The sequence below is a fragment of the Hallella seregens ATCC 51272 genome, assembly GCF_000518545.1.
Lineage (GTDB): Bacteria > Bacteroidota > Bacteroidia > Bacteroidales > Bacteroidaceae > Prevotella > Prevotella seregens.
In genome coordinates, this window is sequence record NZ_JADU01000024.1 from 49,927 (window position 1) to 64,035 (window position 14,109).

At 56.0% G+C, this 14,109-nt stretch carries 14 protein-coding genes and 1 rRNA gene; 1 reads left to right on the forward strand and 14 read right to left on the reverse strand.

The features are described from left to right. Positions 1 to 93 precede the first annotated feature (93 nt). The 6 genes from L888_RS0108465 to L888_RS0108490 are packed head-to-tail and all read right to left on the reverse strand — an operon-like array spanning position 94 to position 4,188. The gene (locus tag L888_RS0108465) at positions 94 to 645 is read right to left on the reverse strand and encodes an NUDIX hydrolase (protein ID WP_005843682.1); all 552 of its coding nucleotides are present in this window, start codon (positions 643 to 645) and stop codon (positions 94 to 96) included. A 2-nt stretch (positions 646 to 647) separates the two neighbouring features. Next, the gene (locus L888_RS0108470) at positions 648 to 1,148 is read right to left on the reverse strand and encodes a pyridoxamine 5'-phosphate oxidase family protein (RefSeq protein ID WP_005843684.1); all 501 of its coding nucleotides are present in this window, start codon (positions 1,146 to 1,148) and stop codon (positions 648 to 650) included. 59 nt (positions 1,149 to 1,207) lie between these two features. Further along, a complete protein-coding gene (locus tag L888_RS0108475; protein WP_005843686.1) occupies positions 1,208 to 1,486 on the reverse strand; it encodes a GNAT family N-acetyltransferase in 279 nt (92 codons plus the stop codon). 1 nt (position 1,487) lies between these two features. Then, entirely contained in the window at positions 1,488 to 2,255 is a 768-nt protein-coding gene (locus tag L888_RS0108480; protein ID WP_027952581.1) for an MBL fold metallo-hydrolase, read from the reverse strand. A gap of 14 nt (positions 2,256 to 2,269) precedes the next feature. Further along, positions 2,270 to 3,313, reverse strand: a complete 1,044-nt coding sequence (gene murB, locus L888_RS0108485) for a UDP-N-acetylmuramate dehydrogenase (protein ID WP_027952582.1) — start codon at positions 3,311 to 3,313, stop codon at positions 2,270 to 2,272. A 20-nt stretch (positions 3,314 to 3,333) separates the two neighbouring features. Then, complete coding sequence (locus L888_RS0108490) at positions 3,334 to 4,188, reverse strand: DUF4348 domain-containing protein (protein ID WP_027952583.1); 855 nt, start codon at positions 4,186 to 4,188, stop codon at positions 3,334 to 3,336. Positions 4,189 to 4,333: 145 nt separating this feature from the next. On the opposite strand from L888_RS0108490, the gene pheS reads away from it, so the two are divergent. Then, positions 4,334 to 5,371, forward strand: coding sequence for a phenylalanine--tRNA ligase subunit alpha (gene pheS / locus L888_RS0108495; protein WP_027952584.1), 1,038 nt, complete (start codon positions 4,334 to 4,336; stop codon positions 5,369 to 5,371). A gap of 149 nt (positions 5,372 to 5,520) precedes the next feature. Here the strand turns inward: pheS and ettA are convergent, their stop codons facing one another. The 8 genes from ettA to rrf all read right to left on the reverse strand — a co-directional run bounded on the left by ettA (position 5,521) and on the right by rrf (position 14,008). Further along, entirely contained in the window at positions 5,521 to 7,218 is a 1,698-nt protein-coding gene (ettA, locus tag L888_RS0108500) for an energy-dependent translational throttle protein EttA (RefSeq protein WP_027952585.1), read from the reverse strand. A gap of 312 nt (positions 7,219 to 7,530) precedes the next feature. Further along, complete coding sequence (gene glmM / locus L888_RS0108505; protein WP_027952586.1) at positions 7,531 to 8,922, reverse strand: phosphoglucosamine mutase; 1,392 nt, start codon at positions 8,920 to 8,922, stop codon at positions 7,531 to 7,533. A gap of 58 nt (positions 8,923 to 8,980) precedes the next feature. Next, complete coding sequence (locus L888_RS0108510; protein WP_005843698.1) at positions 8,981 to 9,625, reverse strand: DUF4827 domain-containing protein; 645 nt, start codon at positions 9,623 to 9,625, stop codon at positions 8,981 to 8,983. Between the two features lie 80 nt (positions 9,626 to 9,705). Next, positions 9,706 to 10,758, reverse strand: coding sequence for a DHH family phosphoesterase (locus L888_RS0108515; RefSeq protein ID WP_027952587.1), 1,053 nt, complete (start codon positions 10,756 to 10,758; stop codon positions 9,706 to 9,708). A 267-nt stretch (positions 10,759 to 11,025) separates the two neighbouring features. Then, positions 11,026 to 11,940 (reverse strand): glycosyltransferase family protein, encoded by a 915-nt coding sequence (locus L888_RS0108525; RefSeq protein ID WP_027952589.1) that lies wholly within the window; start codon positions 11,938 to 11,940, stop codon positions 11,026 to 11,028. An 89-nt stretch (positions 11,941 to 12,029) separates the two neighbouring features. Continuing rightward, complete coding sequence (locus L888_RS0108530) at positions 12,030 to 12,782, reverse strand: GDSL-type esterase/lipase family protein (protein WP_245594849.1); 753 nt, start codon at positions 12,780 to 12,782, stop codon at positions 12,030 to 12,032. 130 nt (positions 12,783 to 12,912) lie between these two features. Then, positions 12,913 to 13,350: a lytic transglycosylase domain-containing protein gene (locus L888_RS0108535; protein WP_015298397.1), complete on the reverse strand. Its 438-nt coding sequence runs from the start codon at positions 13,348 to 13,350 to the stop codon at positions 12,913 to 12,915. A gap of 545 nt (positions 13,351 to 13,895) precedes the next feature. Next, positions 13,896 to 14,008: ribosomal RNA gene (gene rrf, locus L888_RS0108540) — 5S ribosomal RNA — on the reverse strand. Between the last annotated feature and the right edge of the window lie 101 nt (positions 14,009 to 14,109).

Here is a 14,109-nt window from a genome sequence, read left to right on the forward strand (position 1 = left end):
ATCAACTCCGGTTGTTTGCAGTGACACACCTTTTATTTTCTTACCACTCGCTTAATGGATGCACCCCATATCTTGGAGACTCATAGGGCGGAGTCATTTGTTCGTTGCAAAATATTTCCAGAGCGGAGCCAGCATCAGGGCCTGGCAGAACTTGCCCGCCACAAGCATTTCAAGCACTTTGGCCTTGCTGCAAAGAAACACATCCATATCTTCCGTGGCATCAAGGTGCGTGCCCGACACTCGCTCCACACCCTCTGCCAGATAAGTATAGCATCGGTTGTTCATCGCACCCGGATTGGGCGATGAGACCATGAACTCCGTCCATTGGCCCCCGCCGAAGCCTGTCTCCTCCCGAAGTTCGCGCTTGGCCGCCTCCATGGGCTCCTCGCCCTCCTCCACGACTCCGGCAGGAATCTCTGTCGAAACCACCTTCAGCCCATGCCTCCACTGGCGTTCCAAAATCATCTCGCCGTCTTTTGTTATGGCAATCACATTGGTCCACGCGGGATACTCCAGCGTGTAATACTCGTCATGGACACGACCATCGGGAAGTTCCACTTTCTCGACCTTGGCTGTCAGCCACTTACGCTTGATGAGATATTTCGTCTCCAGCGTTTTCCATTCCAGTTCCTGATTTGTTCGCATCCCTACTTGCCGCTTTTAGCCCTTACCAACTCAATGGCTTCCTTGCCGGTGAGGTGCTCTATGTCGAAACAAATCATGCACATGTGCTTGAAGTCTTTCTGCACTTCATGCTGGAATCCCTCTTCGTCGCCGGGGTTGTAGCGTTCCGAGAGCAGCCGGATGGTGCGCATCTTCTCCCCGTCGTCCTCGATGACATGCACCTGTCCAAAGCAGATGACACTGCGAAAATAGGTGGTGAACTCTTCCGGATGAACCTCATCTGCCGCAATGACCGTAAAAGATGCCCGCGAATTGTTCCTGACGGCATCTATCTTGTGCCCTCTCAGGGCCGAGTGGAAATAGAGTTTGCCCTCATGATAGACATGGCTGATGGGCACTCCATACGGATAGCCCTCATCCCCCATGAGCGACAACACGCCCGAAGTTGCATTGTTCAATATTCTAATGCTCTCTTCTTCTGAAAGCAACTGGCGCTTGCGGCGCATGGTTCTAAACTCTTTCATGGCTTATCACTTCATGTTTTTATTTCTTTCATCTCGTCAAATGCACTTGCCACAGCGCATCACACCAGCATGCCACTGTATTGCGGATGACGCTCGTACCAAGCCTCCGCATACGAGCACAAGGGCCTGACTTTCAGATTGTGGTCCACCGCGTAGTCGGTAGCGGCCTGTACCAAGTCACCGGCCACGCCCTTGCCTTCATGTCCCTTGAATGTTCTGGTGTGTTCGATGGACAAGCCGCCTTGCATGAACACGAAGTCGAGTTGCCCTACTTGGGTCCCTTCCTCGTAGGCCGTCACCGTGCCTCCGTCGTTGTTGACCGTTACCTTTACTTCCATTTTATATATTTATTTCTATTTCCTCCCCATCATAGGCGAATGCTACGCCGTGTGGCAACTGGAGGGAGGCCTCGCTGTGCAGCCCAATGAGGTGAGTGAGGTGGGTAAAATAAGTATGCTCCGACCCGACGCGCTGGGCAAAGGCGATGGCTTCGGGGATGAGCATGTGGCTGTGGTGAGGTTTCTCCCAGCGCAGGGCATTAACAACCAGCGTCTTCACTCCCCGCAGCCATTCCATTTCCTCGTCGGCCAGGGTCTTCATATCCGTGATATAGGCCAGCGGTCCAAAGCGATAGCCCAGGATGGGCAGCCGGCCGTGCATCACCTCGATGGGCGTCACCTCTATGCCGCCCACCCTGAAAGGCACATGCTTCTCCACGGCATGCAGGTTGAAACGGGGCACACCGGGATACAGATGGTCGGCAAAACAATAGGGGAAGTTGTGGCGCACGGCTTTCACGGTTTGCGCATTAGCATAGATGTTGATGTCGCCAAACCGACAATACGGGCGCAAATCGTCCAGTCCCCCGGTGTGGTCGTAGTGCTCATGGGTGAGCAGCACACCGTTTATCGGCCGAAATTCCTGGGGCAACAGCTGCATGCGGATGTCGGGCCCACAGTCGATGAGAATGCGCGTGTCGGCGGTCTCGAGCAAGGCCGCCGCGCGCATGCGCTTGTCACGAGGGGCCGTGCTCCGGCACACCTCGCAGTTGCAGCCCAACACTGGGACGCCATTCGATGTTCCTGTACCGATAAATCTGATTTTCAATGCTTTGCCTTTCTCTATTTGATATTTACTTCGGGCTGGATGTGCAGACCGAACTTGCGCTCCACATCCTGCTGGATGGCCTCCATCAGAGCCACCACCTCGGCCCCCGTGGCCCCGCCACGGTTCACCAATACCAAGGCCTGTTTGTCATAAACACCGGCCCGTCCCAGCGACTTGCCTTTCCAGCCGGACTGCTCGATCATCCAGCCGGCCGGTATCTTGTAGCCCAGACGTCCCTCGGGCCCCGGCACCTCGAAATAGTGCAACCCGGGGAACTCGGCCTGAAGCCGCCGGAAAGTGGGCTCGTCGACCATGGGATTCATGAAGAAACTGCCCGCATTGCCCAGTTCCTCGGGGTCGGGCAGCTTGGCACGGCGAATGCCGATGATGGTCTCGCGCAGCTGTCCCACCGTCAGGTTTCCGGCATCCACGCGGGCCGACTCGAGTATGGCGCGGATGTTGCCATAGTCGAGGTGCGGCACGAACGTGCGCGAAAGCTCGTAGGTGACATGGGTTATCAGGAACTTGTCGCGCCACTCCCGCTTGAACCGGCTCATGCGGTAGCCATAGTCGCAGTCGGCCGGGGCAAGGGTCACCACCCGTCCCGTCTCCAGCTCCACGGCCTCCACCTCAATAATAATGTCCTTGGCCTCGACTCCATAGGCACCGATGTTCTGCACGGCCGACGCGCCACACTCGCCGGGTATGAGGCTCAGGTTCTCCATGCCGCAGAGCCCACGGGCCACAGCATAGGCCACCACCTCGTCGAAACAGGTGCCGGCCCAGCAGCGCAGACGGGTCTTGCCGCCATCGTTGGGCACCGTTTGCTGCTCCACGTCGAAGCGTTTCTCAGGTGTTGCCACCAGTCCGCGAAAGTCCTGCGTGAGTAGCAGGTTGCTGCCTCCGCCCAGAATGAGCAGGGGGCCACGCGTGGCCGCCCACGACCGGGCCACGTCCACGGCATCGTCCACGGACGCATAGACGGCCAGCATGTCGCAACGCTGGTCTATGCCAAACGTGTTGTGGCGGAGCAGGGAATAGTTCTTATAAGTCTTCATGGTGTGTAGCCGTGCGGGTGTCAACTGTTAAACTTGGTCAGCTTCCAGTGTCCGCTCATCCGCTTGAAGGTCATTTCGATTTCCAGACCGTTGGCAATGCCGCGGATGAGGAATATCTTCTTGCCCGATTCCGTGTACTTCTGTCCGTACAGAATGTTGTAGATGATGCCACTGGGGATGAGGCTCGGCTTGAAGTCGGGCCATTGCTGGGGCATCATCACCCCGCTGATGGTCGAGAAATCGTCCTCGGGGTCGGGAGCCGTAAACTGCACCTCGTCGGCCATGCTCCTCACTTGGAAAGCCGAATCGGTGGCAAACCGCTGGTAAAACTTCAGGAAGCTGGCGTTCTGGTTCTGGTACATCGGCTTGTAATTCATTGATGTCAGCATCCACTCGCCGTTCACCCGGTTGAAGAGGAACTGCTGCACCGTCTTGAGCCGGAAGAAAATTTTCTCGATGACCACATGGTCGATGGTGGTGTCTTTCACCAGATTCTTCTGTCGCTCGTTGTCGAAAATGAGCGTGTAGTATTCCTGCCGCATGAAGAAACGCTCCATCTTCCAGGCATCGCGCCCTATCTTTTTCTCCAGCTTGCCGTCGCGGTAGACCGGCAAGGGGAAGACAATGCGCCGCCATTGCAGCTTGCGGTTGGCGGCGAAATTGAACACAAAGTCGTCGAACAGTTCGTCGGCCGCCTTGGGCATGGGGGTCTCAGAGATGATGCTCTCGGCAGAATCCGCGGCCGAGGTGTCGGCCGCCAGCGAATCGGCCTGCAGCGAGTCCTGTGCCTCCGCTTTCTTATGGATACACCCCGTGGGCACCAACACGGTCAGCAGAGCGGCCGACAGAACGGCGAATAGTAAAACTTTTCTCATAAAATCGTTCATAAAACAAGGCAAAATTACACATTATTTTTTAGATAGGTTCACTTTTTCCGATAAAATTAGTAACTTTGCACACCGTGGAAAAGCCATGCAAAAAGCAACTGCAAACGGCTATCACAGCAAGCAACAAACGATTATGATATTAGAAAAGATAGAAGCACTTCTCAAGGAAGTGGCGGCCCTCTCGGCCAAGAATGCAGAGGACATCGAGCAGCTTAGGCTGAAATACCTGAGCAAGAAAGGTGAAATCAACGCCGTCATGGCCGACTTCCGCAACGTGGCCGCCGACCAGAAGCGAGCTGTGGGCATTAAAATCAACGAACTCAAGCAGGCAGCCACCGACAAAATCAACGAGTTGCGCGAGCAAATAGAGACCACCGAGACCGGTACGGAGAGCATCGACCTCACCCGCACGGCCTACCCCATCGGCCTCGGCACGCGCCACCCGCTCACCATTGTCAAGAACGAGATCATCAGCATCTTCCAGCGCATGGGCTTCACGCTCTACAACGGACCTGAGATAGACGACGACAAGCACGTGTTCACCATGCTCAACTTCGCTGCCGACCACCCTGCCCGCGACATGCAGGACACGTTTTTCATTTCGCAGAACAAGGACGACGTGACCAAGAACGTGTTGCTCCGCTCGCATACCTCGGGCGACGAGGCCCACTACATGGAGACCCACGAGCCGCCCATCCGCGTGCTCTGCCCCGGCCGAGTGTATCGCAACGAAGCCATCTCGGCCCGCGCCCACTGCTTCTTCCACCAGGTGGAGGGCCTCTATGTGGACAAGAACGTGAGCTTCACCGACTTGAAGCAGGTGCTCCTCACCTTTGCCCGCGAGATGTTCGGCCCCGACACCAAGATTCGGCTCCGCCCGAGCTACTTCCCCTTCACCGAACCCAGTGCTGAAATGGACATCTCCTGCAACATCTGCGGCGGCAAGGGCTGCGGCTTCTGCAAGCACACGGGCTGGGTGGAGATACTGGGCTGCGGCATGGTAGACCCGCACGACCTGGAAGCCTGCGGCATCGACCCCGAGGTCTACACGGGCTATGCTTTCGGCATGGGCGTGGAGCGCATCACCAATCTGAAGTACCGCGTGAATGACCTGCGCCTCTTTTCGGAGAACGACACCCGCTTCCTGGAGCAGTTCCAGAGCGCCTACTAAGCGTCAACCGCATACGGAACATATACGGCAACACAGCCGACTCTCCCTGCATGCACGCAGGAGGGTCGGCTGTGTTGCTTTTTATCATCAGCCATTCCGGCCGGCCGGGGCATCCATGGCGGATGTCACGGCCGGCCGGAACGCAGGGTTCAGTCTTCCATGAGCTTGCGGTAGCGGCCTTTTTTGATTTCCTCGTTGCCCAGACGACGGGCCTTGTTGATCTCGTAGTCGGAATAGTCGCCCTCGAAGAACACCACCTCGCCGTTGCCCTCGAAAGCCAGGATGTGGGTGCAGATGCGGTCGAGGAACCAGCGGTCGTGGCTGATGACCACGGCACAACCGGCAAAAGCCTCCAGACCCTCCTCCAGGGCGCGCAGCGTGTTCACGTCGATGTCGTTGGTGGGCTCGTCAAGCAGCAGCACATTGCCCTCCTGTTTCAGGGCCAGGGCCAGCTGCAGGCGGTTGCGCTCGCCTCCCGAGAGCACGCCACAGAGCTTACCCTGGTCGTTGCCCGAGAAGTTGAAACGCGAGAGATAGGCCCGCGCATTGACGTCGCGGCCGCCCATGCGGAAACTCTCGGTGCCGCCCGACACCACGTCGTACACGCTTTTCGTGGGGTCGATGTCCTTATGCTGCTGGTCTACGTAGGCCAGTTTCACGGTCTCGCCCACCTCGAACGTACCGCCGTCGGCCCGGTCGAGGCCCATGATGAGGCGGAAAAGCGTGGTCTTGCCCGCACCGTTGGGGCCTATCACGCCCACGATGCCGTTGGGCGGCAGCGTGAAGTTGAGGTCGGAGAAGAGTACTTTCTCGCCGAAAGCCTTCTGCACATGCACGGCCTCGATAACCTTGTTGCCCAGGCGCGGGCCGTTGGGGATGAAGATTTCCAGCTTTTCCTCGCGATCTTTCTGCTCCTCGCCCAGCATCTGCTCGTAGGAGTTCAGACGGGCCTTGCCCTTGGCCTGGCGCGCCTTCGGAGCCATGCGCACCCACTCGAGCTCGCGCTCCAGCGTCTTGCGACGCTTGGAAGCCGACTTCTCCTCCTGGGCCATGCGCGTGGTCTTCTGCTCGAGCCACGACGAGTAGTTGCCTTTCCAGGGAATGCCCTCGCCACGGTCGAGCTCGAGAATCCATTCGCTCACGTCGTCGAGGAAGTAGCGGTCGTGGGTTACGGCTATCACCGTGCCCTCGTACTGCTGCAAATGCTGCTCCAACCAGTCTATGCTCTCGGCGTCGAGATGGTTGGTTGGCTCGTCGAGCAGCAGCACGTCGGGCTTCTGCAACAGCAACCGGCACAGGGCCACGCGGCGGCGCTCGCCCCCCGAGAGGTGCTCCACCGAAGTGTCGCCGGCCGGACAGCGCAGGGCGGCCATGGCCCGGTCGAGTTTGGAATCGATGTTCCAGGCGTCGGTGGCGTCGATTATATCCTGCACCTCGGTCTGCCGCTTCATCAGCTGTTCCATCTTGTCGGCGTCGCTGTAATACTCTTCCATGCCGAACTTGACGTTGATGTCGTCGTACTCTTTCAGCGCATCGTAGATGTGTTGCACGCCCTCCTGTACGTTCTCCTTCACGGTCTTGGCCTCGTTGAGAGGCGGATCCTGGGGCAGGTAGCCCACGGTATAGCCGGGACTCCACACTACATCGCCCTGCGTGGGCTGCTCCAGCCCGGCAATGATTTTCATCAGCGTGGACTTGCCCGCGCCGTTGAGACCGATGATGCCAATCTTTGCACCATAGAAGAACGAGAGGTAAATGTTCTTCAATATCTGTTTCTGGTTCTGCGGGATAATCTTTGACACCCCGACCATGGAGAAGATAATCTTCTTGTCGTCTACTGTTGCCATGAAATGTTGGTTGTTTAACGTGTAATAGCTTTACCTGTGCAAATATAAGCATTTTAGGGCAATTGGCATCGAAAAAAGCCGACTTTTTATGCCCATCCGGGCAACATGCAGCCCCCGCGGCGGCGGCATGGCGGGAAGCGGGCGGCACAGGGGTCGAACGAACGTGCCGTAACCGCATGGCCTTTGCGCCGTAATGGCCCGGCGATTACGGCGTAACGGCCTCGCGATTACGGCGCAGCCGCACAACAAAAACGGCAGAATGGAAAGACCATTCTGCCGTCGGCGTATAGGGATGGGCCGCAGCCCGGAGGATCACTGCATGTCGTAGACCACCTGCATGAGCAGCTTGCCCAGCCTGTCGGCCTCGTCCATCGTGGGCGCTTCGCTGTAGACACGGATGATGGGTTCGGTGTTGCTCTTGCGCAGGTGCACCCACTTGTCGGGGAAGTCGAGCTTCACACCGTCAATGTCGGTCACCTGCACGCCAGCCTCGCGGCCGTATTTCTCCTTGACTTGACGCAGTATAGCGTCCACGTCGGTAGAGGGCGTGAGGTCGATGCGGTTCTTGGCGATGGCGTAAGCAGGGAACGAGGCGCGCAGCTCGCTGGCCTTGAGGCCCTTCTGTGCCATGCTGCTCAAGAAGAGGGCAATGCCCACCAGCGCGTCGCGGCCATAGTGACTCTCGGGATAAATGACGCCGCCGTTGCCCTCGCCGCCAATGACGGCACCCACCTCTTTCATCTTGGTGGTGACGTTCACCTCGCCCACGGCCGACGCATAGTAGGTGCAACCGTGCTTCTCGGTGACGTCGCGCAGGGCGCGCGTGGAGCTCAGGTTGCTCACGGTGGGACCTTTCACATGGTCGAGAATATAGTCGGCCACGGTGACAAGCGTGTATTCTTCGCCATACATGCGGCCGTCTTCCTGAATGAAAGCCAGCCGGTCCACGTCGGGATCGACCACCACACCGAGGTCGTAGCCGCCCCCGGCACAGGTCTGCATGATGCCGCCTAAGTTCTTTTCGATGGGTTCAGGGTTGTGCGCAAAGTCGCCATTGGGCTCGCCGTTGAGGAAAGTGGCCTCCACGCCAAGGGCCTGGAACAGCTGGGGCAGGATGATGCCGCCCACGGAGTTCACGGTATCGACCACCACACGGAAGTGGGCTTTGCGGATGGCTTCGAGGTCCACGAGATCGAGTGCCAGCACGGCGTCGATGTGACGCTGGTTGTAAGTGTCGTCCTCGGTGTAGCTGCCCATGTGGTCCACGTCGGCAAAATCAAAGTCTTCGCGCGTGGCAATGTCGAGCACTTCGTTGCCGTCGGCCTTGGTCAAGAACTCGCCCTCGTGGTTGAGCAGCTTCAAAGCGTTCCAGTGGCGTGGGTTATGGCTGGCCGTGATGATGATGCCGCCCTCGGCTCCGCTCATGCGAACGGCAAGCTCGGTGGTGGGCGTGGTGGCCAGTCCAATGTTGACCACGTCGTAACCCATGCCCATCAGTGTGCCGCAGACCACGTGGCTGACCATGGAACCCGAGATACGGGCGTCGCGGCCCACGACGATTCTGTTGCTTGACGACTGGCCGCTGCGGCGGATGAACGTGGCATAGGCCGAGGTAAACTTCACAATGTCCAGCGGGTTCAGCGTGTCGCCGGCGCGACCGCCGATGGTTCCGCGGATGCCCGAAATGGATTTGATTAATGTCATGGCATGCTATTTAAAAAGAGCAAGGCGAACGATACCCGCGGCAAAAAGGCCGCAACACTTATCGTCCGCGCTCGTAGGTGATGTCGTAGAGATAGGGAATGACGTTGTAGGTGGCCGTGGAGTGGCCCACGTCGTGAGGCACGATGATGCGTACCCGGGCTATCTCGTCGTCGGGCTTGGCCACACGGCCCACGTTGATAAACGTCAGAGGAACCAGCCAGCCCTGGGGAACGGACGTGGACGACAGCCGATGGGCCAGCATGAGCGAGCTCTCACCGGAAATGAATATGCCGGAGAATGTGCCAGAGTTGTCGGTAACCGACATCTTGTCAACCAGCGAGGCAAAGCTACTTGTCAGCATATTGGAGGCCTCGATGGAGTCGCCGAGCATGTTGCGCTCGGTGTATCTGCAGAGCACAGTGGCCGTCTCACCGTTCTTGAGCCGCTCGCCGCAGCCCCGACGGACAATCTGCATATACACGCCCGACGACTCGAAAAGCACCCACTCGTTCTTTTTCACGTCGGTTGTGGTGTCGCGCAGGAACTCGGCCTCGGAAATAACGGTGACAGCAGAGTCGGCTATGTATTTGCTGATGGCGGCGTTGGCGCGTTTCTTCTGGTCGGCATAGGTCTCCTCGTTCCTGCATCCCATAAAAGCCATGAGGGCCAGCAGGAGCAGAGAGAGGGTAGTTAGTTTCTTCATGTGAACACGTTTTGGCTGCAAAGATAGCAAAAAACTAAGGAGTTAATGCGTAAAAAAACAAAAAACTAAAATAAATATCATTAAGCCCCCGAGCGGCCACCCAGCGCATCGGCATAGTAGCGAAAAGCCTCGCGCGTGATTTTTTCGGCCTCGTCCATGGAGCAGTCGAGATAGCCGCCACTGGCGTTGAAGTGGCCGCCGCCATTGAAGAAGCGGCGCGCCATGTCCTCTACCGAGAAGTCGTCGACCGAGCGCAGGCTCACCCATATCTTGTTGTCCACGCGGTCGTCCTCGCGCAGGGAGACCGAGACTTTCATGCCGCGGATGCGCAGGGGTTCGTTGACCAGGGCCTCGGCATCGCCGCGCACGTAGTGGAAGTCGCGCATGTTCTGTCGCGTAATCGTGTAGTAGGAGGCATGGATGTCGTCGAATACATTGAGTTTCTGCGACATGAGGTAGCCGCGCAGACGGATGGCCCACTGGCTGTAATTGTTGTACACGTTGCGGTAAATCTTGTCTTTGTCGATGCCCTTGGTGAGCAGTTGACAGATGATGAAGTAGATTTCGGGACGGGTGGAGTTGAAAGTGAAGCCGCCCGTATCGGTCATCATGCCACAATAGACGGGGATGGCAAACTTGCGCGAGAGGGTATCGAAGCCGCCAAGCTGCCACATCACACGAAACACCACCTCGGAGGCCGAGCTGAGTTCGGGGTGGGAGACGGTGAGGCGGGTGGGGATGGTGGGGTCGAGATGGTGGTCGAGCATCACGCGCGGGGCCTTGCAGTCGGTCAGAGCCTGCTCCATAGCCTCCACGCGGTTGAGCCCGTTGTAGTCAATACAGAACACGAGCTGGGCCTCGTCGAACGCCCGCTGCACCTCGTCGGGGTGTTTGTCGTATCTGACGATACGCTCGCTCATGGGCAGCCACATCAGGAAATCGGGGTAGGCATTGGGGACGGCGAGAAAGGGTTCTTTGCCATAATGTTCGCAAAGATAGGCATACCATCCGAGGCAGGCACCAAGGGCGTCGCCATCGGGACGGGAATGGCCGGTAATAACAATATGTTCTGACGCGCGAATGAGCGCGTCGAGCTCGTGGGCCTCTTCGGCCGTCAGCAAGTTCAAATCCATCATGGCTGCAAAGTTACGAAAAAGATTGCAGACCGTGGGCCGGCCATTCGGGCTTTTTCGCGGTGGCCATAGTGGATAGTTCGGCAAGTGCAGGAAAGGATACGGAGCACATGAAAGCCCGTATGGTGCCCACGTCCATCCATAAAACTGGGGCTAAATGCTTGTACAGCAGAAAGGGTTGCATCCGCTTCGCTCCCATTTGGGTAAGCGCAACGGATGCAGCCCTTGCATCAATGGTTGGCGGCAATGCCGCCAACGTGACTCTGATTAGAACAGCTTGGCCGGATAAACGCCCTCGTCAATGAGTGCTTGTATCTTGGCCACCACGCTGGGACGGTCGGCCGAATAGGTTACGCCGAACCACTTGCTCGTGGTATCGAGCACCTCGCAAGTGGCGGTGCCGTTGTTGACCAAATTGTTGACCACCCAAGGAATCAAGTATTCGGCCTTGGGGTTGGCCTTGGTCTCGGGAGACGACAGGAACTCCTCAAAGAAGCGATCACTGTGCTCAAAGTAGTCGGGAGTGAAGCCCCACACGTTCATGCTCACCGGACAGGTGTCGGGAATCTGCACCCATTCGCCCTTCTCGTCCTTGTAGGCCACCACGCCGTCGGCCTTGCGCTCAATCTCTGTACGTTCCACACAGGTGGTCAGATGGCCGGCCTCATTCTTGGAGCATACGCCGCGCGACACGGTTCCGTTGTCGGAAAGGGTGTTGCCCACGCGGAAACCTACCATGGCATACGTGTTCTTGCTGCCCTCGGGAAGCTCGGAGAGGAACTTGCCCATCACCTTGAAGCAGTCACGATTGTAGAAATCGTCGCAGTTGATAACGCAGAAAGGCTCCTTGATTAGGTTCTTGGCCATCATCACAGCATGGTTGGTGCCCCAGGGTTTGGTGCGGCCTTCGGGCACGTTGTGGCCCTCGGGAATCTTGTCCAGAGCCTGGAAGCAGACTTCTGCAGGGATGTGCCCCTCGTACTTGGCAAGCACCTGCTGGCGGAACTGCTCCTCGAAATCCTTGCGAATCACGAACACAATCTTGCCGAAGCCCGCCTGAATGGCGTCATAGATGGAGTAATCCATGATGGTCTCGCCGTTGGGGCCCAAGCCGTCCAACTGCTTTAAACCACCGTAACGACTGCCCATGCCGGCAGCAAGAAGTAACAATGTAGGTTTCATGTGTGCTGTATTTAATGAATAGAATGAATTTGTTCTGCGTGCAAAGATAGCAAATATTTTTAATAAGCCCACGCCATTGGTGGGAAAAACTATGGTTTAGGCCCCTCGAGTTCCACGAGATAACGCTTCAGCTCAAAAGCCCACACCTTGTAGCCGAGAGCGGAGAGCTGAATGCCGTCCAAGGTCAGCTCTCGACGCAACTCGTTGGTGCCGTGACGCACAAAACTCTTAAAGAGGTTCACATAGCTGATGGCATGCTGCTCGCAAAAGTGACGCAGCTTCACGTTGAGGGCGGCAATCGCTTTGGATTTGCCCTGAAGGGGATTGGATTGACCCTGCTGCGCGTTGGTTTTATCTTGGAGGTTTGTCGGCGCAGACTTGTCCATGCTGAATGTTTCATGAACCGGGAGGTTGCTTTCTACAAAGAGACGCGTACCGGGCGACTCCCGGCGAATGTACGTAATGATTTTTATACAGGACTGATAAGTCTCTTCAACACTCCAATGATTCAAAATATCATCCCTACCTACCATCAGGAATATGGCCTTGGGATGGCCGGCAAGAATCTGCTGCAACCTGCGGAACAGGCCCGAGGCGTCATCGCCCGCAATGCCACGATTGCGCACACGCTTCCAGTGCAGTAGCACATTCCAGTCACCCGCGTACTCTGTGAGTCCCGCTCCCAACATCACAACATCCGTGCTGTCTATGGCCCGCATCTTTGAAAACTCTCCCATCTTCACGGCATAATGGTTCTGCTGGCCATAACCGGCCATGCCGACACACAGCGAAAAGCAAATTAACAACATCCTTTTCATAGGAACAGACATTCTTTTCTTCATACGGACAAAGATATAAAAATAAGGCAACAATTCCTCCGTTTTTAAATATTATTATGTCCTGACTCTCAAAAGAAAAGACCATCCTCGGCTTCTGCCGAGAATGGTCCCTTATTTTCGCATCTGATTTTCCTTATTTCATTGCAGACAATACTTTCTCGAAATAGCGCTGCGTGCGCTGCACGCTGAAGTGAACTCCACCATTCCATGAACGGATGGCTCGCTCCACGCTGTTCATCGGATTATACTTCGATTGGATGAGCAGAAACATTTCTTTCGACTTTGCAATGCTGAATCGATCGGAAAGTTTATATCGTCTCTTACTCTTTCTGCTCCTTAAAATGTTGTTACATTCTGTCACAAGCACTGGAGTAATCTGCATAACACCCACCGAATTGCCACTCTTGGCTTTGGGGTCTCCCTCACTCTCTACCTGAATAATGGCTTCCATGACCGAACTCCAGTCAAATTCCGAGCCATTGTCCGCCGTATTCGAATTACTTTCTGCACAGGCCGGACTCATGACAAAAAGCATTATCAGCAATAAAACATTCTTCAAAAATTTCTCCATAACATACTTTTTATGGAACCTGAACGACAAACCTGCCATTCACAACTATGCCTATGAGAAAGAGTTACGCAATAGTCTTAGCTCCGTTAGATACCTTAGCGAATAGCATCACCACAACAACAAGCAACTGCTATCCTTATTCTTATCGGGTGCAAAGATACGGAAAATACGTGAGACCACCAAATCCATTATCCTATTTTAAAACAACTAATAAATAATCTAAATAATTAGACACCAATCTCATGCCTCTTTCGCCCTGTAAATATTCTTTTATTCCCTCTCCTTATAAGGTCTCCTATCACACCCCCTATAAGTCCCTATCCTCCGCCTATAAATTCCTATCACCTCTATAATTACCTATCACCTCCTATCATAGCCTATAATTGCCTATCACCTCCTATCATTACCTATCACCTCCTATCATTACCTATCACCTCCTATCATTGCCTATCCCCGCCTATAATTGCCTATCACCTCCTATTATCACCTCCCTCCCCCACCAAAAAAGTCCCCCGCCCACACTTCCTGTGGACGGGGAACCAAAAAGCAGGCAGCTCCCTACTCTCCCGCATTGCATTGCAGTACCATCGGCGCAGACGGGCTTAACTTCTCTGTTCGGAATGGGAAGAGGTGGGACACCGCCGCAACAGCCACCAAAAATAACGAATGACCATCGGCACAAGGCAAGACTGAAAAAGGAAAACAAAGACATGCGCCCGGACACCGCATCAAAGCGGGACAGGGAACGCCACGGCTGAA